The following is a 24,203-nucleotide window of genomic DNA, read 5'->3' on the forward strand; positions in this document are numbered from 1 at the left end:
GAGTGAGTGGCGGCCGGTCAGGAGAGCTGGTCGGAGATCTGGCGCTTGAGGCGGGCCAGGATCGCCGTGCCGCCGCGGATCCGCAGCGGGCTGATCGCCTGGGCCAGGCCCATCCGGGCGTAGAGGTCGTCCGGCACGGCGAGGATCTCCGTGGCGGTGGCGCCGGCCAGCCCCTCGGCCAGGATGCCGGCGAAGGCCCGGGTGGTGGGCGCCTCCGGTGGGCAGTCGAAGTACGTGGCCACGGTGGCGTCGGGGCGTATCTCGGCACGGAGGAAGAACTGGGTCTGGCACTCGGGCACCTGCTCCATGCCCTCGTGGCCGGCGTACTCGGCGGGCAGCGGCGGCACCGTGTCGGAGAACTCCAGCAGCATCTCGAGGACGACCTCGCGCGGGGCGGAGGCGAACTCCTCGACGATCTCGGCCAGCTTCGGCGGCATGTCACTCACCGGATCAACGCTACGCCGGGCCCGCCGCCCGGAGATCAGGCGGCGGCGGAGGTGGGGAGGAGCGCCACGTCGCTGAGGCTCAGCAGGCCGACGACGTTGCGGTCGGCGTCACAGACCAGCACCCGGCGGATGCCGCGAACGCGCATGGCCTGGACGGCGTCCTCCACCGTGGCGCTCTGCTCGACCATCACCAGCTCGCGGGAGGCGACGGCGCCGATCGTGGTCTTGGCCGGGGGCAGGCCCTCGGCGATCGCGCGGACCACGATGTCGCGGTCGGTGACGATGCCGGACATGGTCGGGCCGCGGGTCACCACCACGTCGCCGATGCCGCGGTCGCGCATGGCCTGCGCGGCCTCGTCGAGCGGGGTGTCGTCCGGCAGGTACACCACCTGTCGGGTCATCGCGTCAGCCACCAGTCTGGCCATGCCTCTGCCCTCCCGCTGTTGGAACGGACTATCCCTGTGATGGTGTGATTACACCCGCGATGTCCACAAGGGCCACTTCGTGGCGTTCACCGGTCCGGCGGTCCCGGAGTTCGCCGATGCCCTCGGCGAGACGCCGTCCGACCACGACCGATCGCGGGATGCCGATGCCGTACGAGCCGGCCGCGCCCCGCGGATCGGCGAGGGGGCGGACCTTGAGCAGCAGGGTGGACATCCGCAGCGGCATGGTCACCGAGCCTATGCACCGGCGGCCCCGAAAACATCCGGATAACCCCCTGGGAAACCGCGTGTCGCCAGCGTCACGTTACGAAGGTCCCTGTTCGGTGGAAAACTGACCAGGCAACCAAAGCTGAACAGACGTTAGGGAGGCAGGATGGCCTGGCGCAGCTTCGTGGCAATGGGCGACAGCTTCACCGAGGGTATGAACGACGGCTATCCCGACGGGACATTCCGTGGCTGGGCCGACCTGGTGGCCACCCGACTCGCCGTCGAGACCGGTCCCGACTTCGGATATGCGAACGTCGCGATCCGCGGCCGGCTCCTCGACCAGATCATCGCCGAGCAGCTCGAACCGACTCTGGCCATGCGGCCGGACCTGGTGAGTTTCGCCGCCGGGGGCAACGATCTGCTGCGGCCGCGGGTCGATCCGGACACCCTGCTGGCCAAGATCGACCCGGTGGTGGCGCGGATCCGGGCGGCCGGGGCGGACGTGATCGTCTTCCGGTTCGCCGACATCGCGGCGCACATCCCGGGTGGTCAGCGCATGATCGGGGCGCGGACCGCGGCGCTCAACGACGGCTTCCGGGAGATCGCCGAGCGGCACGGGGCGTATCTGGTCGACCTCTTCGCGGACGGGGCGTACCTGCATCGCGAGATGTGGAGCGACGACCGCCTGCACCTCTCCGAGATCGGGCACCGGCGGGCCGCCGGGCACGCGCTGAACGCGCTCGGCGTCGGCGTGGACGAGGAGTGGATGCTGGTCCCGCCGATGCCGCAGCCCACGCCGTGGCGGCTGGCCCGCAGTGCCGACCTGCACTGGGCGCGGCACCACCTGGCCCCGTGGGTCGGGCGGCACCTGCGCGGCATCTCCTCGGGTGACCTCGTCACGGCGAAGCGTCCCGTGCTGGCCCCGATCAGCGTGCGGTGAGGGCTAGCGTGACAACCATGTCCGTTCCGAACGATCCGGCGCAGGCGCTGCAGGCGTACGCGCACCCCGACAAACTGGTCACCACCGAGTGGCTCGCCGCGAACCTGGACACACCCGGCCTCGTCGTCGTCGAGTCGGACGAGGACGTGCTGCTCTACGACACCGGGCACATCCCCGGCGCCGTGAAGGTCGACTGGCATCTGGAGCTGAACGACCAGCTCACCCGTGACTATCTGGACCCGGCCGGGTTCGCGGCGCTCTGCTCCGCGAAGGGCATCGGCCGGGACGACACGATCGTCTTCTACGGCGACAACTTCAACTGGTGGGCGGCGTACGCGCTCTGGGTCTTCAGCCTCTTCGGGCATCGGGACGTGCGGCTGCTCGACGGCGGCCGGCAGAAGTGGGCCGCCGAGGGCCGCGAGCTGACCCGGGACAAGAGCGTCCGCCCGGCGGCGGACTACCCCGTGCCGGTCCGCAACGACGCCGAGATCCGGGCCTTCCGCGACCAGGTGATGGGGCACATCGCGAGCGGGCGGCCGCTGGTCGACGTGCGCTCGCCGCAGGAGTACACCGGCGAGCTGACCCACATGGCGGCGTACCCGCAGGAGGGCGCGCTGCGCGGCGGGCACATCCCGGGCGCGGCCAGCAAGCCGTGGAAGTCGGCGGCGAACGACGACGGCACGTTCAAGGCGCACGACGAGCTGGTCAAGATCTATCAGGACGAGCTCGGGCTGGAGTCCGGGGACGACGTGATCGCGTACTGCCGGATCGGCGAGCGGTCGAGTCATACCTGGTTCGTCCTGCACCACCTGCTGGGTTATCCGCAGGTCCGCAACTACGACGGCTCGTGGACCGAGTGGGGCAACCTGGTCCGGGCGCCGATCGTGAAGGGAGCGGAGCCCGGCGGACTGAAGTGAGCCGGGGGTGAGCCAAGTCGATGCTTTTGTCACAGGCAACCGGTACCGTGCCGCAGCGTGAGCAACACGTTTCAGGTGGACCTCCGCGGCATCGTCGACCTTCTCAGCCATCATCTCTACGCGAGCCCCCGCGTCTACGTGCGCGAGCTGCTGCAGAACGCGGTCGACGCGATCACCGCGGTCGGCGAGGGGCACGCCGGGCTGGTGGAGATCGTCACCGGCGAGACCCTGCGGGTCAGTGACAACGGCATCGGCTTGACCGAGGCCCAGGTGCACGAACTGCTGGCCACCATCGGCCGCAGTTCGAAGCGGGACGAGCTGGGTTTCGCCCGGCACGAGTTCCTCGGCCAGTTCGGCATCGGCCTGCTCTCCTGCTTCCTGGTGGCCGACGAGATCCGGGTGCACACCCGGCGCGGGGACGCGCCGCCGGTGCTCTGGATCGGTCACTCCGATGGGCGCTACGAGGTGCGCCCGGGCGAGGAGCGCGAGCCCGGCACCACGGTGACGCTGCTGCCGCGGCGGGGAGCGGAGGCCCTGCTGACCAGCGCGACCGTGACCGAGCTGGCGACCCTGTACGGGTCGCTGCTCCCGGTCGAGGTGCGCGTCGACGACCGGCGGGTGACCACCGGGACGCTGCCCTGGGAGCTGCCCGCCGAGTCCCGGCTGACCTGGGCACAGAAGACCCTGGGATTCCGCCCGTTCGACGTGATCGAGCTGAACGTGCCGGCCGCGGGCCTCACCGGCGCCGCGTTCGTGCTGCCCACCGCGGTGAACCCGGCGACCCGCGGTGGCCACCGGGTCTACCTCAAGCGGATGCTGCTCTCGGAGAGCGTCGAGGGCCTGTTGCCGGAGTGGGCGTTCTTCGCCCGCTGCGTGGTGGACAGCACCGAGTTGCGGCCGACCGCGAGCCGCGAGGCGCTCTACGACGACGGGATGCTGGCCGAGACCCGCGAGGCGATCGCCGACCAGTTGCGCGGCTGGCTGGTCCGGCTCTCCGCGACCGACCCGCACCGGCTCGGCGAGTTCCTCCGGGTGCACCACCTCGGTGTGAAGGCGCTGGCCCTGCACGACGACGAGATGCTGCGCCTGGTCGAGCAGTGGTACCCGATGCAGACCAACATGGGCGATCTCACCCTCGCCGAGTTCCGCGCCCGGTTCGGCACGCTGCGCTATGCCGCGACCGCCGACGAGTTCCGCCAGCTGGGCGGCGTGGCGGCGGCTCAGGACGTGGGCCTGATCAACGGCGGTTACGTGTACGACGCGGAGCTGATCGAGAGGCTCGCCGCCACCGACCCGGAGATCCGTACCGAGCGGCTCGACCCGACCGACCTCACCACGCGGTTCACCACTGTGGACGCCGAGGCCGAGCTGCAGTTGCGCCCGTTCCTCACCGCCGCCCAGCGCCGCCTCGACCGGCTCGGCTGCGAGGTGGTGGTGCGCGCCTTCGACCCGGTCACCACGCCCGCGCTCTACCTGGTCTCCCGCGCCGCGGCCTTCCACGACGAGTTCACCGCGGGCCGGGACCAGGCCGACGACCTCTGGGGCGGGGTGCTCGACGCGCTCTCCCGGACGGTGCCGAACGAGCGCCCCCAGCTGGTGCTCAACCACCGGAACCCGCTGGTCCGCCGGGTCACCGCGCTGGGCGACGCCGAGCTGGCCGGGCTGGCCGTCGAGTCGCTCTACGGCCAGGCGCTGCTGCTCGGCCACCACCCGATCCGACCGGCCGACGCGGCACTGCTGACCACGTCGTTCCTGGGACTGCTCGACCGTGCCGTACCGCAGGAGGAGAAGTGAAGACCGCCGACGAGCTCTGGGAACTGATCGGCGAGGCACAGCACCTGCCGTACGGTTCGGCCCAGATCGCGCTGGTCGAACAGGTGCTGCGGCACGTCGACGCGGCGGGCGACCCGGCCCTGGCGTTCACGGCGCGGCTCTTCGCGACGAACGCGTACATCTACGGCGGCGAGTCGGTGAAGGCGTTCTCCACCTTCTCGTGGTGCGTGGCCGACTTCGACCGCAATCCGCAGCCGTACCACGAGCGCCGGATGCACAGCCTGCTCTGGCTCTTCAAGACCATGGTCAGCGCGCTCACCAACTTCCCGGAGATCCCGCTGGCCCGGACCCGGTCGGTGCTCGACGACATGGAGCGGCGCTACCGCGAGGCCGGGCACGGGATGCAGCCGGTCTACAAGCACCGCTACCTGGTCGCCAAGCACGTCGGGCAGCTGGAGGAGGCGGACGCCTGGTTCGAGAAGTGGCAGGCCGCGCCGCGTGACTCGCTCTCCGACTGCGCCGGGTGCGATCCGACCACGCTGACCGAGCATCTCAACGCGCGTGCCAGGTACGCCGACGCCGTCGAGCTGGCCGAGCCGGTGCTGGCGGGCGAGCTCTCCTGCAACGAGCAGCCGCAGGCGATTCTGAGCGAGCTGATGGTGTCGTACCTGAGGATGGGCCGGCTGCGGGAGGCTGCGGACGCGCACCGGCGGTCCTACCTCGGGGAACGCGGCAACCTGGCCGACCTCTGGGGCATCGGGTACCACATCCAGTTCTGCGCGCGGACCGGGAACGAGCCGCGTGGCCTGGAGATCCTGCAGCGGCACATCGACTGGCTGGACCGGGCGCCCTCGCCGGCCGCCGGGATGAACTTCGCGGCCTCGGCTGTCCTGCTGCTGCGCCGGCTCGGCGAGCTGGGCCACGGCGACACGGTGGTCCGCCGCGCCGGGCACCCGGACGCCACCGCGACCGCGCTGGCCGAGGAGCTGACCGGGTACGCGACCGAGCTCGCCGCCCGCTTCGACGCCCGCAACGGCACCGACCACCAGAGCCGCACGGTCGCCACCGTCATGGCCGCCGAGCCGTACGGGGTGGAGTTGCCGCTCTCGCCGATCGCCCGGCGGGTGACCGCACCCGTGCCCGCACCGGCGCCCGCGGTGGAGCCGGAGCCGGCGCCGGAGATCCCGTCCGGCGCCTCGCCCGCCGAGCTGATCGCGCTCGCCGAACGGCACTGGGAGGCGGACCGGCACGAGGCCGCCCGGGTGACGCTGGCCGCAGTCGCCCCGCCGGACGACGCCGCGCTGGCCGCCCGCTACCTGACCCTGCTCGGCCGGACGCTGCCCGACGACGATCACGAGGGCACGATCGCGGCCTGGGAGCGCGCGATCGAGCTGTTCACCGAGGTCGGCGAGGTCGGCCGGGCGAGCGTGCTGGCCGCCCGGATCGCCCTGGAGGAGGCCGAGGAGTCCGAGGACGGCGCCGGCGAGGAGGGCCTCGCGGTCGTCCTGAAGGACGTGGCCCACCAGGACGAGCACGGCGACGCGAGCGACCGGGCGAGCGCCTGGCTGCGGGTGTCCACGATGTACCTGATGCTGGGGCGGGTCGAGGAGGCGAACGAGGCCGGCGACCGGGCCGACGAGATCGCCGGGGAGATCGGCGAGGCACGGCGGCTGGCATACCACGCGATGATCCGGGCACGGAACCGCGCGACCGCGCAGCGGCACGAGGACGCGCTGGCCGCGGCCCGGTTCGCCTGGGACTTCTACCGCGAGCACGGTCCCGCCGCGGTGAGCGCCTCGGCGGCGGCGGTCTTCGGGCAGATCAGCGATGATCCGGCCGAGGTGGTGACCGCGCTCGGCGAGACCCTGGCCGCCGGTGCCACCGGTCCGGCGCTGATGGCCCGGGTCCGGCGCGGGCGCGCGCTGATGCAGCTGGAACGGGCCGAGGAGGCGATCGACGACCTGGTCGAGGCGGTGGCGCTCTGCGCGGAGAACGGCCTGGACGAGGGGGGTGTGTTCGCCCGGCAGGACCTCGGGCAGGCGTACCGGGCGGCGGGCCGTCCGGCGGAGGCGGCCGAGGTCGGCGAGGAGGCGCTGCTCGGCTTCGAGCGGCTGGGCTATCCGGAACCGGCCAACGACACCCGGCTCCAGCTGGCCGGCGCCTACCGTGATCTCGGTGACAGCGGCCGGGCACTGGAGCTCTACCGCGAGCTGATCGAGCGCCTCGCCGACAACCCGGCGGGCCGTGGCCAGATCGGTGAGCTGGCCGGTCAGGCGCTGTACGACCTGGACCGGGACTCCGAGGCGGCGCTGACCTTCCGGGCCGCGGCCGAGGCGCTGCGCGAGTCCGGCGACCCGGTCGGCGAGCTTCGGGTGCTGCGCCGCCGGCTGATGGCGCTGAACTACGCCGACGAGGTGCCCGCCGCCGAGGAGCTGATCGCTCAGGTCGCGGCGAAGTACGCCGATCTGGCACCCGACCTGGCCGCCGCGCCCGGGGTGATCTGGGGCCGGGCGATTTTCGCGTTCGAGACCGGCAACCTGCTGATGCGCCGCGATCGGTACGCGGAGGCCGTGGAGCACCTGCTCGGCGCGCCCGAGCAGCTTCGGGAGATCGGTGCCGGTGACGACGCGGATCGGGTCGAGGCCATGTTGAACGAGGCCCGCGACGCCGTCGATCGGCTGAACGACCGTTAAGCATCCGGCCGGTGTGGGGTTAGAGTGGCGAGGTGACGACGGTAGATCAGCGGCACCGGACCACCCCGCCGGCGCCGAGGCGGCGTTCGCGCCGTGACGAGATCCTCGAGATCGCCGTGGGACTCTTCGCGTCCCGCGGCTATCACGGTGTCTCGATGGACGACATCGGTACCGCGGCCGGGGTCACCGGCCCGGCGCTGTACCACCACTTCGCCGGCAAGGAAGCGATGCTGGTCGCTGCCCTGATCCCGGTCAGCGAGAGCCTGCTCGAGGGCAGTCACGAGCGCGTCGTCCGGCACCCGGACGACGCCGAGGCCGCCCTGGCGGACCTCATCGACTTCCACGTCGAGTTCGCGCTCGCCAACCCGGCCGTGATCGTGCTGCACCTGCACGAGCTGGACCGGCTGCCCGAGGAGCCACGCCGGCAGATCCGCAAGCTGCAGCGCCTCTACGTCGAGGAATGGGTCAACGTGCTCATCCTGCTGCGGCCGGAACTGATCGCGGCCGAGGCCCGGGTGCTCGCCCACGCCGCGTTCGGCCTGATGAACTCGACGCCCTTCCTGGGTGGCGAGGTCGAGCGGCGCCGCCGGGCGGACCTGTTGCGCGATGCCACGATGCACGCCCTGATCGGCCGCTGAAAACTTAAAGTCACCACTGAACAGGCACGTAGGTCATTCAGTCCCGCCACAAGCGGGCGAGCCGCCATACCCCTCGGACACCACCGACAGGAGAGGGCGTCATGATCCCATCGCTGCTCATCGCCAACCGGGGCGAGATCGCCCGCCGGATCATCCGGACCGCGCGACGCCTCGGTATCCGGACCGTCGCCGTGTACTCCGAGGCCGACGCCGGGATGCCGTTCGTCCTGGAGGCGGACGAGGCGGTCGCGATCGGCCCGGCGAACCCGGCGCTGAGCTACCGCAACGCCGAGGCGATCCTGGCCGCCGCCAAGTCCAGCGGTGCCGCGGCGATCCACCCCGGCTACGGCTTCCTGAGCGAGAACGCGGACTTCGCCCGTACGGTGGAAGAGAACGGTCTGATCTGGATCGGACCCGGCGCCGAGGCGATCAGCGCGATGGGCGACAAGATCAATGCGCGCAACCTGATGGCCGCGGCCGGTGTGCCGGTGGCCGCGGGGACGCCCGAGCCGGTGGTGAGCGCCGACGCGGCGGTGATCGCGGCCGCGGGGATCGGCTACCCGGTGATGGTCAAGGCCGCGGCCGGCGGTGGTGGCATGGGCATGGGCGTCGCGGCCGACGAGGCCGCGCTGCGCACCGAGTTCGACAAGGTGCGGTCCTTCGCCGAGCGGATGTTCGGCGATGGCTCGGTGCTTCTGGAGCGTTACTTCCCCCGGGTACGCCACGTCGAGGTGCAGATCCTCGGGCTCGCCGACGGCCGGGTGATCGCCCTCTCCGAGCGGGAGTGCTCGGTGCAGCGCCGCAACCAGAAGCTGGTCGAGGAGGCGCCATCCCCCGCGGTCGGCCCGGAGCTGCGCGAACGTCTGCTACGCGCGGCGGCGACGGCCGGTGAGGCGGTCGGCTACCGGAACGCGGGCACCGTCGAGTGCCTGCTCGACCCGGCGACCGGCGAGTTCTTCTTCCTGGAGATGAACACCCGGCTGCAGGTGGAGCACCCGATCACCGAGCTGATCCACGGCATCGACCTGGTCGAGCAGCAGCTGCGGATCGCCTCGGGACTGGCGCCGAGCTTCGACCCGGGTTCTCCGGAAGGACACGCGATCGAGCTGCGGATCAACGCGGAGGACCCGAAGCGTTTCCTTCCGGGACCGGGCAAGGTCGCGACCTGGGTGGAGCCGGACGGCGAGGGCGTCCGGGTCGACTCCGGTTACGCGGCGGGCACCACGGTCACGCCGTTCTACGACTCGCTGATGGCGAAACTGATCCTTTTCGGCGCCGACAGGGAGGAGGCGATCGCCCGGGCCCGCGTCGCGGTGTCCGGTTTCCAGATCGCCGGGCCGAAGAACAACCTGCCCTTCTTCGCCGAGTTGTTGGCGAACCCGGAGTTCCTCTCCGGCGACTACGACACCGGCATCGTGGCGAGGATGAGGTGAGCCGTTCCGTGGAGTCGGTCAGCATCCGCGAGGTCGCCCCGCGCGACGGCCTGCAGAACGAGGACCCGGTGCCCACCGACGCCAAGGTGGAGCTGATCGACGCGCTGAGCCGGACCGGCGTCGCCCGGATCGAGGCGGTCTCGTTCGTGCACCCCAAGGCCATCCCGCAGATGGCCGACGCGGACGAGGTCTGGGCCCGGGCCTGGCACAACCCCGGGGTCCGCTACTCGGCGCTGATCCCGAACACCCGTGGCGCGCAGCGGGCGCTGGCCGCCGGCTTCCGGGAGATCGAGGTGGTGGTGTCGGCGAGCGACACCCACAACCGGCGCAATCTGAACCGGTCGACCGAGGAGTCGCTCGACGACATCGCCGGGCTGATTCCGCTGGTGCACGAGGCGGGCGCGACGCTGGAGGTGATCGTCGCGACCAGCTTCGGCTGTCCCTACGAGGGTGACATCGCGCCGGACCGGGTGGCCGGCATCGTCTCCCGGGTCCGCGCCGACGGCGCGGACCGCATCGCCTTCGGAGACACCACCGGCATGGCGACTCCGCGCCGGGTTCGTGACCTTATTTCTGTGGTACGTCCCGATTTGCTGCATTTCCACAACACGAGGGGTACGGGACTGGCGAACATCGTGACGGCGCTGGAGATGGGTATCCGTGAGTTCGACGCCAGTGCCGGTGGACTGGGCGGATGTCCGTACGCTCCGGGCGCCTCCGGCAACGTGGCGTCCGAGGAGGTCGTCCATATGCTGCACGACATGGGGTTCGCCACCGGAATCGAGCTCGACAGGTTGATCGAGGCCGCCGAACTGGCCGAACGTCTGGTGGGCCGGGCACTTCCCAGTGGTGTTCTTCGGGCGGGTCCCCGAACGCGTCTGGTGTGATTTCGTGCCCCAATCCAGTGATGATTTTTCCGATTTGTCCGCGTGACTTCCTGCTCGCTCCCGTCGTTACCAATACCGAGTGGCAAATATCGCCTGTTCCGGACTAACCGGGGCATTGCGGTCATCACTGGTGGCGAGGGGGGATCATGACGGAACGGCACACGGTGTCCCGGTCCGCGACATCCCCCGACGACCGCCTCCCGCTCATGCCGCCCCCGAGCCAGGGAGCGATCGGTGCCCTCCGCATAGCGGCTGCTCAACCGCTGGAGCCGGTACCGAGGCAGTACCCGTACCACCCCGACCCGGCATGCCGGTCGCGGTACGCATCGCAGGCCCCGCCGATCTCACCTGACTGACGACTGCCCCGCGGCCCGTCCTCCGGCCGCGCCTTCTTCGCCGGGGCGATTCCCGAACCGTTTGCGCACAAGCGGCGAGTCGTCACCGTGCCGGAAAGTCGTCATCCGCCGCGCCAAGCGCCACTTCCGGCGTACGTCGACAAAAGCGGAACCAAAAGGTCCGGGCCTCTGTGGTGCCCAAAACGAAATCGCGGACTATCACTGACACATTCGGAAAGGCCATTTCTCAGATGAAGAAGACGTGGGTTCGTAAGACTCTGAGCATCGGGATCATGGCGGCCGGCGCGCTCCTGCTCGCCCCGGCGGCCGCTGCCCAGGCCGACTCGATCGGCCAGGCCGGCTACGGCAACCTCGGGGCCCTCAACGGCACCCAGATCGCGGCCCCGATCAAGGCCCCGTCCAACCAGGTGGGCAACTCGCTCGGCCTGGCCGGCATCGCGACCGGCTCGGGCTACGGCGCCAACCACATCGAGAGCGGCAAGAGCGGTAAGCACGCCACCGGCGGCGACCGGATCAGCCAGGCGAGCCACGGGAACTTCGGTGTCCTGAACGGCACGCAGGTCGCGGTGCCGATCACCGTTCCGGTCAACATGAACGGCAACGCGGACTCGATCCTGGGTCACTCGTCCGCCTCCGGCTCCGGCGTGAACCGGGTGGAGAGCGGCAGGGGCAAGGGCGGCCACAGCGACGGCGGCGGCATCGACCAGGCCACCTACGGCAACTACGGTGTCCTGAACGGCACCCAGGTCGCCGTGCCGATCACGGTTCCGGTCAACGTCTGCGGCAACTCGACCGCGCTGCTCGGGCACTCGTCCGCCGAGGGCGACTGCGCGAACCGGGTCGGCGACACGGTGAGCTCCGGCAAGGGCCACCACTACGGCAGGACCGAGAGCGCCAGCAAGGCCGCGGGCTGGGGCGATGACATCGCCCAGGCAGGCGCGTACAACTGGGGTCTCCTGAACGGGACGCAGATCGCGGCGCCGTTCACCATGCCGGCGAACATCTGCGGCAACTCGTTCGGCGGGCTCCTGGGCATGGCGTCGGCCTCCGGGGCCTGTGCGAACCAGATCGGCGACACCTACGAGGGCCGCCGGGTCACGCACGGCCACAAGGGCAAGCCCGGCGACGGTTACGGTGACGTGAGCGACGTGGACAACGGTGACGACGGCTACGGCGATGTCAGCGACGTGGACAACGGTGACGACGGTTACGGCGACGTGAGTGACGTCGACACCGACGACAGCGGCTACGGCGACGTGAGTGACGTCGACACCGACGACAGCGGCTACGGCCACGGTGAGAAGCCGGCCCACACCAAGCCGGCCCACACCAAGCCGGCCCACACCAAGCCGGCCCACACCAAGCCGGCCCATGCCAAGCCGATCCACGCCAAGCCCGGCAAGGGCCACAAGCCCGGCAGTGGCCACAAGGGTGACAAGGGCGGCAAGGGCCACAACGCGGGCAACAAGGACGCCGGCTACGGCGGCGTCAACCCGGACACCTACGGCGGCGGCAAGGGCGGCCGCTCCATCGAGAAGTCCTCGGTCGGCGAGCTGACGAGCGGCGTCGGCTCGAGCAGCCTCGGCGGCCTCGACCTGCTCGACACGCTGCGCTGAGTCCAGCGTCAGGAGAAGGGGGTCCTCGCGGGTGCGGGGGCTCCCTTCTGGCATTGCCGCTGGTAACCCCGATGGGCTAGCCTAACGAGCGTTAAGTTTTGTACGTCGGGCACCGAGGGGGATCGATGGACGGCGACGCGCTGGCCCAGGTTCGCAAGCGTGTGCTGGCCGGTGGCGCGGAGAAGTACCACGACGCGAACGCCGCCAAGGGCAAGCTCTTCGCCCGTGAGCGGATCGCGCTCCTGGTCGACGTGGGCTCCTTCGTCGAGGACGGGCTCTACGCCAACAGTCTGGCCGACGGACTGCCCGCGGACGGGGTGATCACCGGAGCCGCCCGGATCGACGGGCGCGAGGTCTGCCTGATGGCCAACGACTCCACGGTCAAGGCCGGGTCCTGGGGGGCGCGTACGGTCGAGAAGATCATCCGGGTGATCGAGCGGGCGTACCAGGTGGGCGTCCCGATGGTCTACCTGGTCGACTCGGCCGGCGCCCGGATCACCGACCAGATCGACCTCTTCCCCGGTCGGCGCGGTGCCGGGAAGATCTTCCACAGCCAGGTCAAGGCCTCCGGGGCGATTCCGCAGGTCTGCGCGCTCTTCGGTCCGTCCGCCGCCGGTGGGGCGTACATTCCGGCGTTCTGCGACGTGGTGGCCATGGTCGAGGGCAACGCCAGCATGTACCTGGGCTCCGACCGGATGGTCGAGATGGTCACCGGGGAGAAGACCACGCTGGAGGCGATGGGCGGCGCCCGGGTGCACTGCGCCGAGTCGGGTGTCGGGCACTTCCTCTGCAAGACCGAGCGCGAGGCGCTCGACGTGGTCCGGACGTACCTCTCCTATCTGCCGTCGAACTGGACCGGGCAGCCGCCGGCCGCTACCGGGGCGGCGCCGGCCGGGATAGATCTGGGCGGGTTGGTTCCGGCCAGCGAGCGGCAGGCCTTCGACATGCGGCGGTACGTCAAGGGTCTGGTCGACGAGAACTCGTACTTCGAGATCCAGGCGCTCTGGGCCCGTGAGCTGACCGTCGGTTTCGCGCGGCTCGACGGCCAGGTGGTCGGCGTGCTCGGCAACAACTCGATGTTCAAGGGCGGCGTGCTCTTCGTCGATTCCGCCGACAAGGCCGCCCGCTTCGTCCAGCTCTGCGACGCTTTCAACGTGCCCCTGCTCTTCCTCAGCGACGTACCCGGCTTCATGGTCGGCACGGCCGTGGAGAGGCAGGGCATCATCCGGCACGGCGCCAAGATGATCACTGCGATCTCCGAGGCCACCGTGCCGAAGATCTGCGTGGTGGTGCGGAAGGCGTACGGCGCCGGGCTCTACGCGATGGCCGGTCCCGGGTTCGAGCCGGACGCCACCCTCGCCCTGCCCACCGCCAAGATCGCGGTGATGGGTGCCGAGGCCGCGGTCAACGCGGTGTACGCCAACAAGATCGCGGCGATCGGGGACCCGGGGGAACGGGAGGCCTTCGTCGCCGCACGCCGCGCCGAGTACGAGCGCGACATCGACATCATGCGCCTCGCCAGTGAGCTCGTCGTGGACGCCGTGGTGGAGCCCGGCGACCTGCGGGCCGAGCTGGTCCGGCGCTTCACCGCCGCGCGCGGCAAGGACCGCGGGTTCTCCCGCCGCCGCCACGGGGTCAGTCCCGTCTAGCGAGTCAGTCCCGTTTAGCGAGTCAGTCCGGTGTGGAGGGAAGGCCGTCCGTCATGGTGGATTTCCGTCTCGACGAGGAACACGAGCAACTTCGGGTCGGTGTCCGGCAGTTCGCCCGCGACAAGGTCGCTCCGGTGATCGCCGAGCACTACGAGAAGAAGACTTTTCCGTACGATCTGGTGCGGCAGATGGGCGCGATGGGCCTTTTCGGTCTTCCGTTCCCGGAGCAGTACGGCGGGATGGGCGGCGACTACTTCGCGCTCTGCCTCGCCCTGGAGGAGCTGGCCCGGGTGGACAGCTCGGTGGCGATCACCCTGGAGGCCGCCGTCTCCCTGGGCGCCATGCCGATCCATCGGTACGGCACCGAGGAGCAGCGCAAACAGTGGCTGCCCCGGTTGCTCGCCGGTGAGGCGCTGGCCGGATTCGGCCTGACCGAGCCCGGTTCGGGGTCGGACGCGGCGGCGATCACCACCCGCGCCGTGCTCGACGAGGGGGCCGGCGAATGGGTGATCAACGGGACGAAGGCGTTCATCACCAACTCCGGCACCGACATCACCTGCCTGGTCACCGTCATGGCGATCACCGGGACGAACCCGGACGGCAGTAAGGAGCTCTCCACCATCCTGGTGCCGAACGGGACTCCCGGGTTCACCGTGGCGCCCGGGTACTCCAAGGTCGGCTGGTGCGCCTCGGACACCCACGAGCTCTCCTTCGACGACGTCCGGGTACCCGCCGCGAACCTGCTCGGCGAGCGCGGCCGCGGGTTCGCCCAGTTCCTGCGGATCCTGGACGAGGGGCGGATCGCGATCGCCGCGCTCTCGGTCGGCCTCGCGCAGGGCTGCGTCGACGAGTCGGTGGCGTACGCCCAGCAGCGGGTCACCTTCGGGCGCCCGATCGGCGGCCACCAGGCGGTCTCGTTCCTGATCGCGGACATGGAGCTGCGCGCGCACACCGCCCGTCTCGGCTACTACGACGCCGCGTCCCGGATGATCGCCGGCGAGGACTTCAAGCGGTACGCCGCGATCGCCAAGCTCCACGCCAGCAACGCCGCGATGGAGAACAGCAGGTGGGCGACCCAGGTGCACGGCGGGTACGGCTTCATGAACGAGTCCGCGGTCGGGCGCTTCTACCGCGACGCCAAGATCCTGGAAGTCGGCGAGGGCACCTCCGAGGTCCAGCGGATGCTGATCGCCCGGGGACTCGGGCTATAGGCGTACGCCAATCCCCAGTCCACTTGCCGACAAACCGGGCCTTCGGGATCGCTTCGATCGACGTGGGTGCCTAGTTTCGCAGGATGGCGTCCGAACAGCGTGCCGCGCCCGGCCCGGGGTTCGACGTCGTGCTGCGTACCCACCGGCTGCGCGCCGGACTGACCCAGGAGGAGCTGGCGGCCCGGGCGGCGATCGGTGTCCGGACCGTCCGTGACCTGGAGCGCGGCCGGGCCTCCCGTCCACAGCGGACCACCGCCGAACTGCTCGCCGCCGCGCTGGGGCTGGCCGGCGCGGAGCGGGAGACCTTCCTGACCGCGGCCCGGGGACGCCTCGGCGGCCTGCTCGCGGACACGGCGGCCACGACCGGCGCCGAGGCCGGTGCGGCGGCGAACGGCGAGCCGACCCGCGCCGACGGCCCGGGTGAGCTGGAGGAGGAGCCGCCGGTCTCCATCGTCCAGCTGCCGTTGACCGATCGGCTCTTCGGCCGGGACGAGGAGCTCGCCGAGCTCGCCGCCCGGCTCGCCGACCCGGACGGGCCGCGCGTCGTCACCCTGGTCGGGACCGCCGGGGTGGGCAAGACCAGCCTCGCGATCGAGGTGGCGCGCCGGGCCGCGACGGCGTTCCCGGGTGGGGTGGCGGGCATCGCGATCGACCAGGAGGCGCCGCTCAGCGAGCCGCTCGGCGCGGTCGCCGCGGCGTTCTCGGTCAACCGGGCCGACGATCTGCCGGGACACTTCGCCGGCCGGGCCGCGCTGCTGGTCGTGGACGGGGTCGAGCACGGCCCGCACACCGTGGCCGAGGCGCTCACCGTCCTGCTCGCCCGGCTGCCGGCCCTGCGGTTCCTGGCGACGGGGCGGCACCCGATCGGCCTGGCCGCCGAGAGCGTCCGCCCGGTCGTTCCGCTGGAGACCGCCCCGGACCCACCCCCGGGCACCCTTGAGGAGCTCTCGGCGTACGCCGCAGTCGCTCTGTTCCTGGAACGTCTCAGCCGGGTCCGCCGCACCAGGCTGGAGTCCCGGGAGATCGCGCCGCTGGCCGCCCTGGTGCGCCGCCTCGGCGGTCTGCCGCTCGCGATCGAGCTGGCGGCGGCACGCGGACGGGTGCTGACCATGCCGGAGATGCTGAACCGGTACGGGGTCTATGGGCAGAACCGGACATCGGGTGGTCCGTTGCCGCTGCGCGAGGCGGTCGCCGACACCTACCGCCTGCTCACCCCGGCGGAACAGCACGCGCTGCGGCGGCTGGCGGCCTTCAACGACCGCTGGTCGCTGGAGATGGCCGAGAACATGCTGGCCGACGGCCCGGAGCTGGGCACCGATGTCGTGCACCTGCTCGATCGGCTGCTCGCGCTGGGGCTGCTCGGGGTGAGCGGCAGCCGGACCGTCCGGTTCCGGCTGGTCGAGGTGGTGCGCGACTTCGCGATAGAGCGCGCGGCCGCCGAGGGCGACCTGCGGGGAAGCCGGATCCGGCACGCCCGGGTCCTCGCCGATCTGGTGGAACGGATCGCGCCGCGGCTGGGCCGGATGCTGCCCGAGGCGATCGTGCGGCTCGACGACATGACCGGCGACATGGGTGCCGCGCTCTCCTGGGCGGTCGGCGAGGAGCCGCACACCGCGTTGCGCCTGGCCGCGGCCCTGCCCCGGTGGTGGCGGCTGCGTGGCCGGGAGGTCGTCGGGGAGCAGTGGCTGCGCCGCCTGCTCGCCGACCCGCGGACCGCCGACGCCGATCCGGTGATCCGTGCCTGGGCCCGGGCGGGCCTGGCCCGGCTGTCCGGGGACCGCGGGGTGGCGTTCGTGGCACTGTCCGAATTCGAGCAGCTCGGGTCCGTCGACGGCCGGCTGGTCGCCCACGGCCTGCTGGCCGGGCCGGGCGGCGGCACGGCCGAGGCCCGGCGGCACGGCGAGGCGGCGCTGGCCCTGGCCCGGGAGACCGGGCGACGGCGGGAGGCGGCGATCGCGGAGCGGCGCCTGGCCCGGCACGAGGTCCGGGCCGGTGATCTCGGGGCGGCCCGGCGCCGGCTGGCCGAGGCGGAACGGCTGGCCGGGGAGTGCGCCGATCGTAGGCTGCGGGCGTCGGTGCTGGTCAGTCTCGCGGAGGTGGCCCGGCTGGACGACCGTCCGGCGGAGGCGGTCCGGGTGGGGCAGGCCGTGCTCACCGAGCAGCAGCGGGCCGTGGAGGCGGAGGCGGAGCGCCGGCTGCTCGCCACGATCGGGATGGCGCTGGCCGAGACTGATCGGCTGGCGGAGGCGGCCGAGGTGCTGACCGGGTTGCGGCCGTTCGGCGATGGGACACCGGATGGTGAGGCCCCGGACGGCGCGGCGTCGCTGGTCGAGGGCGCGATCGCGCTGCGGCGTGGCGAACCGAAGCGGGCGGCGGAGTGCTTCGGCCGGGCTTGCGAGGTGTACGAGGGCGGCGATCCACGACCGCACGTCACGGCTCTCGTCGGCCTGATCGCCAGCGTCCCGGACCACGACGACCGGGTGGCGGCGGTCCGCAGACTGGCCGAACTCTGCCGGGAGACCGGGGTTCGCCTGCTCCCTCGCGACCGCGACGCCCTCGGCCCGGAGACCGTGTCCCGGGTCCTCATGCCCTGACGGGTGAGCGACCCGGCACCTTCCCGCGGAACCACGATTTCGCGGGGGTATCCGGGGCGCGGCGCGCGCAGCCCGGCTTTGTAGCGTGCCCCCCACGCGCCCGGCCGCAGCGGCGCCGCGCCCGTTCAAGCGGCGAGAACGAGACTCCCCCGTAAGCCCCGTACGTCGCCTCGAACGCGCCGCATCCCCCTGCGCACGCCACAGTAGCCGGGTAGCGCGTGGGCCCACGGAAAATCGCGTCTTCTGCCGGTTGTTCTGCCGGTTCCGGCAGTTCGATCAGGCCGCGGACGCGGTTTCCGAGCTTCCGGCCACCGCGCACGGGTTCACCGCGTCGCGGACGGTGCGCAGTGAGCCGAGCAGATCGGTGAGTCGATCCGGCGGGAGCAGCCCCACGTACCACTGCTGGACGAGCTCGAGATGGCCCGGCAGCACCTCCTCGAGGCGCTGCGTGCCGGCGTCGGTGATCACCGCGTACGAGCTGCGGCGGTCACTGGGGCAGGCCTCGCGGCGGACCATGCCGTCGCGCTCCATCCGGTCCACCACGCGGGTGACACCGCTGGTGGAGAGGGTGGTCTGACCGGCGAGATCGGTCATCCGGAGGCGGTGGCCGGGCGAGCGGGCGAGGCGCATCAGCACCTCGAACTCGACCGTGGAGAGGCGGTGCTGCTCGAACTGTGCGGCGAGGCGGTTCATCAGACCCGTGTATGCCTCGGCCAGCAGGCCGACCGCGGTGAGGCGAGGGTCGTCCAGATCGGTGTTCACGCGGTCAACTCTAACAGGCACTTGACAGAGGGAATATTGCCGAGCATATAGTTGCTCCGTCACACAAGCATTCGGCACAGAGCTAGCTTGAGAGAAGGACTCGTCATGACCGTCAACACGCGTGAGTTCGAGGGTCTGCAGATCCCGGCCGCCGGCACCTACGAGCTGGACGCTGCTCACAAGCGGGTCGGTTTCGTCGCCAAGCACCTCATGGTCAGCAAGGTTCGTGGCCAGTTCGCCGAGGCGAGCGCGACCATCGTGGTCGCGGAGAACCCCCTCGAGTCCTCGGTGACCGCCACGATCAAGGCCGCCAGCATCGAGACCGGCCAGGTCGACCGCGACAACCACCTGCGCACCGGCGACTTCCTCGAGGCGGAGAAGTACCCGACCCTCGAGTTCCGCAGCACCGGCGTGAAGTCGCACGCGGGCGCCGAGTTCGTCCTCGACGGCGAGCTCACCATCAAGGACGTGACCAAGCCGGTCGAGCTGGTCGTCGAGTTCGAGGGCGCCGCCACCAGCCCGTACGGGCAGCACGTCTTCGGCTTCAGCGCGACCACCGAGATCGACCGCGAGGACTGGGGCCTGACCTGGAACGTGGCCCTGGAGACCGGCGGCGTGCTGATCGGCAAGAAGATCAAGATTGAGATCGAGGGCGAGGCCGTACTGCAGGCCTGAGACATTCGCCACCAGGGTCCCGGCCCCGGTCAGTCGATCGTCCACATCAGAGGCGCCGTCAGGTTCTGGCGGCGCCTCGGTGCATCTGGCGCTAAGTGGCGCGGGATGGCAAGGTAGACCGAGCGTACATGCTCGCTCACAGAGTGGTGATCGACGTCCGTTTCGTCCCCGGCCGCTCCCCGGGAGGGCACATGGGCAAAGATCTCGTGCACGGCGTCTTCTCGCCCCAGGACCGGATCGAGTATCGGGAGAAGGTCCGCCAGTGCCTGGATGTGCTGGGCCGCCTCCTCGACCACGGATCGTTCGACGACGGCACCGGGATGACCGGGCTGGAGCTGGAGATCAACCTGGTCGACGCGGAGGCCGGGCCGGTGATGCGGAACGTCGAATTCCTCGGTGAGCTCGCCGATCCCCGTTTCCAGGCCGAGCTGGGACGATTCAACATCGAGCTGAACGTGCCACCCCGGGCCATTTCGGGTGAGGGTTTCGACGCGTACGAGAAAGAGATCCTGGAAGCTCTGCGCGCCGCCGAGGAGTGCGCGGGGAAGAGCGAGACACGCCTGGCCATGGTCGGGATGCTTCCCACGCTGGCGGCGGAGCGGATGACGCCGGACACGCTCACCGACAACGAGCGGTTCCGGGCGCTGAACACCGAGATCGTCCGGGCGCGGGGTGACGAGTTCCGGCTCGACATCCGCGGGGTCGAACGGCTGCTCAGCGCCAACCCGTCGATCGCGCCCGAGGCGGCCTGCACCAGCGCGCAGTTCCACCTGCAGGTACCGGCCGGCAGCTTCGCGCGGTACTGGAACGCCTCCCAGGCACTCGCCGCCGCCCAGGTCGCGCTCGGCGCCAACTCGCCCTTCCTGTTCGGCCGCCGGCTCTGGGCGGAGACCCGGATCGCGCACTTCGAGCAGGCCACCGATGTCCGGCCGGACGAGTTCATCGCCCAGGGCGTACGGCCGCGGGTCTGGTTCGGCGAGCGCTGGATCACCTCGGTCTTCGACCTGTACGAGGAGAACGTCCGCTTCTTCCCGCCGCTGCTGCCCTTCCTCGGCGACGAGGACCCGGCCGCCGTCTGGTCGGCCGGCGAGGTGCCGCGGCTACGCGAGCTCTGCATGCACAACGGCACGATCTACCGGTGGAACCGTCCGGTCTACGACGTGCTCGACGGGCGCCCCCACCTGCGGGTGGAGAACCGGGTGCTGCCGTCCGGCCCGACCGTGACGGATCTGCTGGCCAACGCGGCGTTCTACTTCGGAGTCGTACGCCGGCTCGCCGAACAGGAGCGGCCGGTCTGGTCACGGCTCGACTTCGGCGCGGCGGCGGAGAGCTTCCGGGACGCGGCCCGGTTCGGCCTGGACGCCACGGTGCGCTGGCCGGGCCTCGGCGAGGTGCCGGTGACCGAGCTGATCCTCTCGACACTGCTGCCCAAGGCACATGCCGGGCTGGACGCCTTCGGGGTCGACCCGGCTCAGCGGGACCGGTTGCTCGGCATCATCGAGGATCGCTGCCGCACCGGCCGCAACGGTGCCACCTGGCAGACCGAGACGGTGCGGGCCGCCGAGCGTACGGGCCAGGACCGGACAACGGCACTACGCACGATGACCACCCAGTACCTCGAGCTCCAGCACTCGAACGAGCCCGTCCACACCTGGCCCCTCTGACCCCCTCACCCACCCGCCGTCGCCATCCCTGGCTCCGTCTCGATCCTGCCAAGATCGGTGAGTGTGAGCTATTTGTCGGGGTTGATGCGGGCGACGGTGGGGTTTGCGGGGGGCGGGGTGATCGTGGAGCGGGAGGCCGTGGCGGTTTTGCGGGCGGCGGCTCGGCGGGCGGCGTTCTTGCTGGGGCGGGCCAGGGCGGCGAGTTCCGGGTCGGCGGCGCCGTCCGTGGTGGCCGGGGCGGAATCCCCGGCGGTGGGTGACGGCTTCGGGGCCGGGGACTTCGTGGGCTTCGCCTCGGCGGTCGGCGTCGGCTGCGCGGTCGGTGTTGCCGGCTCGGGTGCGGGCTTGGTGGCGGGGGTGCGGCGGGACGGCTTTCGGGCCGGGGACTTGCCGGTGGCCGCGGCGCTCTCGGCCGGTTTGGCGAGGTCGGAGAGGAACTCGTCGTAGGCGCGGGACTCCTCGGCCTGCTTGCGGGCGCCGAACTGGAACCAGCGGCGCCGGGGTGCCCGGTCGGCGGGGACCTCGACGGCCGCGCCGGCTGCCGGGGTCGCCTCGGCGGCGGGTGCGCCGGTGGCCTTCGCGGCGGTGCGCGGCCTCGGTGCCGGTTTCGCCTGCTCGGCGGCGGGCGCCTGCTTCGACTTCGCCTGGTCGGCCGGGGCCGGCTGCTTCGGAGCGGTGGCCGTGGGCGTCTGCTTCGCCGGCTCGACGCCGGTGCTGGGCTGCGGCCTGGTGGGCTCGGGCTTGGTGGGCTCGGGCTTGGCGGCCGCCGCGGGCTTGGCCGAGGTGGAGGCCGGGGCGGGAGGTGCGGCCGGAGTGGACACCGGAGCCGGCGGCGGGGTCGGCGCGGTGGGCAGAGGGGTGTCGCCGGGTGAGGGCTGGTGGGTGCGGCGGCCGCGGCCCAGGGCGACCATCATCGCGGAACCGGCGAGGCCGGCCAGGACGGCGTACGGCGCGATCAGGTACGCCGACTGGAGCGGGCCCAGCGCCTCGGTGAGCTGCGGGGCCAGGGCGAGGAACGAGATCGCGACGAGCAGCGGGCCGACCGCACCGGAGGTGGCGGAACCGAGGCCCAGGTCGCCGCGGCGGACGGCGGGCCAGACGGCGATCAGGCCGATGACGAACGCGGCGAACAGGGTCAGCGCGGCGCTCGGCCAGTAGATGCCGCCGTACCGTACGGGGGAGTCGGTCTCGGCGAACTGCCAGCTCGTCGGGTACGCCGCGGTGGATCGTCCGGTGATCAGCCCGGCGGCGACCGCGGCGACGGCGAGCGCCCAGAGCCACGCGGCGGTGCCGAGCAGGTTCGTCGCCACCGGGGTGGAGGAGACCGCCCAGTAGGCGACCACCACGCCGGTGACGAGACCGATCAGTGCGTAGCCGACGGCGACCAGCTGCGGGGAGAGCGTGTCGGCGCGGACCGCTGAGCGGGCCGGCAGCGCGACCAGGGCGACCGAGACGAGCGCGCCCAGCGCCGCGGAGGTGGCCAGGGCGAACCGCCAGAGCGAACGCCACCGCCCGGCCCGGTCGGCGCGCATCCGGCCGGCGATCACCGCGCCGAGCACGGTCGCGCTCGCGGTGATCCAGGTGGCCCAGCCGAGGCTGCCCAGCCAGAGGCTCTCCGCCTCGGTCAGGGTCGCCGGCCAGGCGATGACGCCGAGCCCGTAGCCGAGTCCCAGTTGTGCCGCGCCCGCGCCGGCGGCGATCCCGGCCGCCGCGCCGGCCTGTGTTGTCCAGCCCTTCTCGGCCATGCCGGGCACTGTACTTGCCGGTGCCGATGTCCGCGAAACGACGACGGGTGCGGGGTCACACTCGGTCCCGCCGGTGCGGAAGCCCCCGGTGACGCTCAAGATTCGATACCTTGACGCTGCGACGACGACGGATGCACGCAGCGGAGGAACCGTGATGCCGGACGACCGTGAGCAAGGCGCGGACACCGGTGCCCCGCGCCCGGCCGAGACCCGTCCGATGCCGGCGGCTGACTCATCTCCACCCTCCTCTGCCGGGGCCGGCCCCGGCGCTTCCGATCCGTCCGGGGACGAGACCCGGGTTCAGCGGAATCAGCCGTCCGGCCGCCCCCGATCGGAGGACACCCGGACCACGGTCGCGTCCTGGGATCCGGATCCGCGCCCGAACGATGCCGCCTGGACCGGGCGCGCCGCGGTGCGGGCGCCCCGCCCGGACGGCGGTGGCGGTGGGGCGTACCCGGAAAGGGGTTGGGACACCGGCAGCCCAAGTGAGTCCGAGGGCCGCTGGTGGATGCCGATCCTGGTGGGAAGCGTCGCGCTGGTGCTCCTGGCCCTCCTGGTGATCGGCCTTGCGCTGATCGTGCGGAACACCGGGGGCGCCGAGTCGCCGACGCCGACGCCGACTGCCACGGTGACCGAGACGGCCACCGGGACGACGGAGCCCAGCGCGGCCGAGACGACCACGCCGCCGCCGGTCACCACGACCGCCACCACCGAGCCGGTGTCCACCGAGATCACCGTTCCGGCGCTGCGCGGCATGCCACTGAACGACGCGCAGGCGGCGCTGCAGCGGATGGGCCTCACCTACCGGATCATCACGCGGGAGAGCGATGTGGAGCCCGGCGTCGTGATCGACAGCGACCCGGCGGAAGGCCAGGTCGTGCCCTCCGATACCAGGATCACCCTCGTCGTCGCGGTCGGGAGTACGGCGAACCCGACCCCGACGACGACGGCGGTGCCCACCACCGGCGTCACCACCGAGCCCGTCGAGGACTGACCACGTCGTGCACGGTCGAGTCGCTCGAGGTCGGGTTGGCTCAACGGGGCGCGCGTACCGGCCGGGCGGGAACCACGTTCGGCCGGGTGGTGGGCTGGCGGCCGTTCCGGGCCCGGGGATCCGGGGCCTTCCCGACCTGTCGCAGGCCGTTGACCTGCACGAAGATGGATCGGCGCTCTACCGCGTCACCGGCCGAGTTGAGCTCGTACCCGTCGAGCCATACCCAGCCCTCGTAGGTGGGCCAGTCGTGCACCCGGATGACCCGGAAGAGCAGTGGGGTTGCGAATTGGACGCTCGCCGCTTTCGTCACGTGGAGGACGTCACCGGACCGAGGAAGTAGCACGTCATCTCCTGCCCTGAGATTCGTTGCCTGTGACCGAGCTCAGAGAGAACCGGGCTCAGATTGACTTTGTGACACAGATGCACCAGTCTGCCCGCCTCATGCACCTTTGCAAGCCTCCGCCGATGTCAACATCGAGGAAGGTTGCGGAACGTCACTATCGCCGACCTGCCACCCGTTTTCTGGGCAGGAGTCCATGAGGGACTCCCCGTGGCTCGGC

The 24,203-nt window shown here is 71.4% G+C and carries 20 protein-coding genes; 14 read left to right on the top strand and 6 right to left on the bottom strand.

The features are described from left to right. Positions 1-17: 17 nt before the first annotated feature. The 3 genes from AB0M08_RS01835 to AB0M08_RS01845 are packed head-to-tail and all read right to left on the bottom strand — an operon-like array spanning position 18 to position 1,115. The gene (locus AB0M08_RS01835; RefSeq protein ID WP_364486741.1) at positions 18-446 is read right to left on the bottom strand and encodes a SufE family protein; all 429 of its coding nucleotides are present in this window, start codon (positions 444-446) and stop codon (positions 18-20) included. Between the two features lie 35 nt (positions 447-481). Then, positions 482-871 carry a CBS domain-containing protein gene (locus AB0M08_RS01840; RefSeq protein WP_364486744.1) on the bottom strand — a complete coding sequence of 130 codons (390 nt, stop codon included), beginning with the start codon at positions 869-871 and terminating at the stop codon, positions 482-484. Positions 872-899: 28 nt separating this feature from the next. Beyond that, positions 900-1,115, bottom strand: coding sequence for a hypothetical protein (locus tag AB0M08_RS01845; RefSeq protein WP_364486747.1), 216 nt, complete (start codon positions 1,113-1,115; stop codon positions 900-902). A gap of 147 nt (positions 1,116-1,262) precedes the next feature. Here AB0M08_RS01845 and AB0M08_RS01850 point away from each other — a divergent pair, with 147 nt between their 5' ends. The 11 genes from AB0M08_RS01850 to AB0M08_RS01900 all read left to right on the top strand — a co-directional run bounded on the left by AB0M08_RS01850 (position 1,263) and on the right by AB0M08_RS01900 (position 17,803). Continuing rightward, the gene (locus AB0M08_RS01850; RefSeq protein ID WP_364486750.1) at positions 1,263-2,036 is read left to right on the top strand and encodes an SGNH/GDSL hydrolase family protein; all 774 of its coding nucleotides are present in this window, start codon (positions 1,263-1,265) and stop codon (positions 2,034-2,036) included. A gap of 17 nt (positions 2,037-2,053) precedes the next feature. After that, the gene (locus tag AB0M08_RS01855; RefSeq protein WP_364486753.1) at positions 2,054-2,953 is read left to right on the top strand and encodes a sulfurtransferase; all 900 of its coding nucleotides are present in this window, start codon (positions 2,054-2,056) and stop codon (positions 2,951-2,953) included. 57 nt (positions 2,954-3,010) lie between these two features. After that, positions 3,011-4,747, top strand: coding sequence for an HSP90 family protein (locus AB0M08_RS01860; RefSeq protein ID WP_364486756.1), 1,737 nt, complete (start codon positions 3,011-3,013; stop codon positions 4,745-4,747). Beyond that, positions 4,744-7,419 carry a tetratricopeptide repeat protein gene (locus tag AB0M08_RS01865; protein WP_364486759.1) on the top strand — a complete coding sequence of 892 codons (2,676 nt, stop codon included), beginning with the start codon at positions 4,744-4,746 and terminating at the stop codon, positions 7,417-7,419. The genes AB0M08_RS01860 and AB0M08_RS01865 overlap by 4 nt, the downstream gene beginning before the upstream one ends. 32 nt (positions 7,420-7,451) lie before the next feature. Continuing rightward, complete coding sequence (locus AB0M08_RS01870) at positions 7,452-8,057, top strand: TetR/AcrR family transcriptional regulator (protein WP_364486762.1); 606 nt, start codon at positions 7,452-7,454, stop codon at positions 8,055-8,057. 101 nt (positions 8,058-8,158) lie between these two features. Then, on the top strand, positions 8,159-9,490 hold the full coding sequence (locus AB0M08_RS01875) for a biotin carboxylase N-terminal domain-containing protein (RefSeq protein WP_364486765.1): 1,332 nt from the start codon (positions 8,159-8,161) through the stop codon (positions 9,488-9,490). Between the two features lie 8 nt (positions 9,491-9,498). After that, complete coding sequence (locus AB0M08_RS01880) at positions 9,499-10,377, top strand: hydroxymethylglutaryl-CoA lyase (protein WP_364487132.1); 879 nt, start codon at positions 9,499-9,501, stop codon at positions 10,375-10,377. Between the two features lie 586 nt (positions 10,378-10,963). Then, the gene (locus AB0M08_RS01885) at positions 10,964-12,349 is read left to right on the top strand and encodes a chaplin family protein (RefSeq protein WP_364486768.1); all 1,386 of its coding nucleotides are present in this window, start codon (positions 10,964-10,966) and stop codon (positions 12,347-12,349) included. Between the two features lie 125 nt (positions 12,350-12,474). After that, positions 12,475-13,998, top strand: a complete 1,524-nt coding sequence (locus AB0M08_RS01890; RefSeq protein WP_364486771.1) for an acyl-CoA carboxylase subunit beta — start codon at positions 12,475-12,477, stop codon at positions 13,996-13,998. 56 nt (positions 13,999-14,054) lie between these two features. Next, positions 14,055-15,209: an acyl-CoA dehydrogenase family protein gene (locus AB0M08_RS01895; RefSeq protein ID WP_364487135.1), complete on the top strand. Its 1,155-nt coding sequence runs from the start codon at positions 14,055-14,057 to the stop codon at positions 15,207-15,209. A gap of 83 nt (positions 15,210-15,292) precedes the next feature. Continuing rightward, positions 15,293-17,803, top strand: a complete 2,511-nt coding sequence (locus AB0M08_RS01900) for a helix-turn-helix domain-containing protein (RefSeq protein ID WP_364486774.1) — start codon at positions 15,293-15,295, stop codon at positions 17,801-17,803. A gap of 276 nt (positions 17,804-18,079) precedes the next feature. Here AB0M08_RS01900 and AB0M08_RS01905 read toward each other — a convergent pair whose 3' ends face one another. Continuing rightward, a complete protein-coding gene (locus tag AB0M08_RS01905; RefSeq protein WP_364486777.1) occupies positions 18,080-18,565 on the bottom strand; it encodes a MarR family transcriptional regulator in 486 nt (161 codons plus the stop codon). A gap of 105 nt (positions 18,566-18,670) precedes the next feature. Here AB0M08_RS01905 and AB0M08_RS01910 point away from each other — a divergent pair, with 105 nt between their 5' ends. Further along, on the top strand, positions 18,671-19,240 hold the full coding sequence (locus AB0M08_RS01910) for a YceI family protein (RefSeq protein ID WP_364486780.1): 570 nt from the start codon (positions 18,671-18,673) through the stop codon (positions 19,238-19,240). Between the two features lie 191 nt (positions 19,241-19,431). Further along, positions 19,432-20,904, top strand: coding sequence for a glutamate-cysteine ligase family protein (locus tag AB0M08_RS01915; protein WP_364486783.1), 1,473 nt, complete (start codon positions 19,432-19,434; stop codon positions 20,902-20,904). A gap of 68 nt (positions 20,905-20,972) precedes the next feature. On the opposite strand, the gene AB0M08_RS01920 is transcribed toward AB0M08_RS01915, so the two are convergent. Next, entirely contained in the window at positions 20,973-22,649 is a 1,677-nt protein-coding gene (locus AB0M08_RS01920; protein WP_364486786.1) for a Hansenula MRAKII killer toxin-resistant protein 1, read from the bottom strand. Between the two features lie 154 nt (positions 22,650-22,803). Here AB0M08_RS01920 and AB0M08_RS01925 point away from each other — a divergent pair, with 154 nt between their 5' ends. After that, positions 22,804-23,643, top strand: coding sequence for a PASTA domain-containing protein (locus tag AB0M08_RS01925; RefSeq protein ID WP_364486789.1), 840 nt, complete (start codon positions 22,804-22,806; stop codon positions 23,641-23,643). Between the two features lie 40 nt (positions 23,644-23,683). Here the strand turns inward: AB0M08_RS01925 and AB0M08_RS01930 are convergent, their stop codons facing one another. Continuing rightward, positions 23,684-23,986, bottom strand: a complete 303-nt coding sequence (locus AB0M08_RS01930) for a hypothetical protein (RefSeq protein ID WP_364486792.1) — start codon at positions 23,984-23,986, stop codon at positions 23,684-23,686. Between the last annotated feature and the right edge of the window lie 217 nt (positions 23,987-24,203).

The sequence above is a fragment of the Actinoplanes sp. NPDC051851 genome, from assembly GCF_040681165.1.
GTDB lineage: Bacteria > Actinomycetota > Actinomycetes > Mycobacteriales > Micromonosporaceae > Actinoplanes.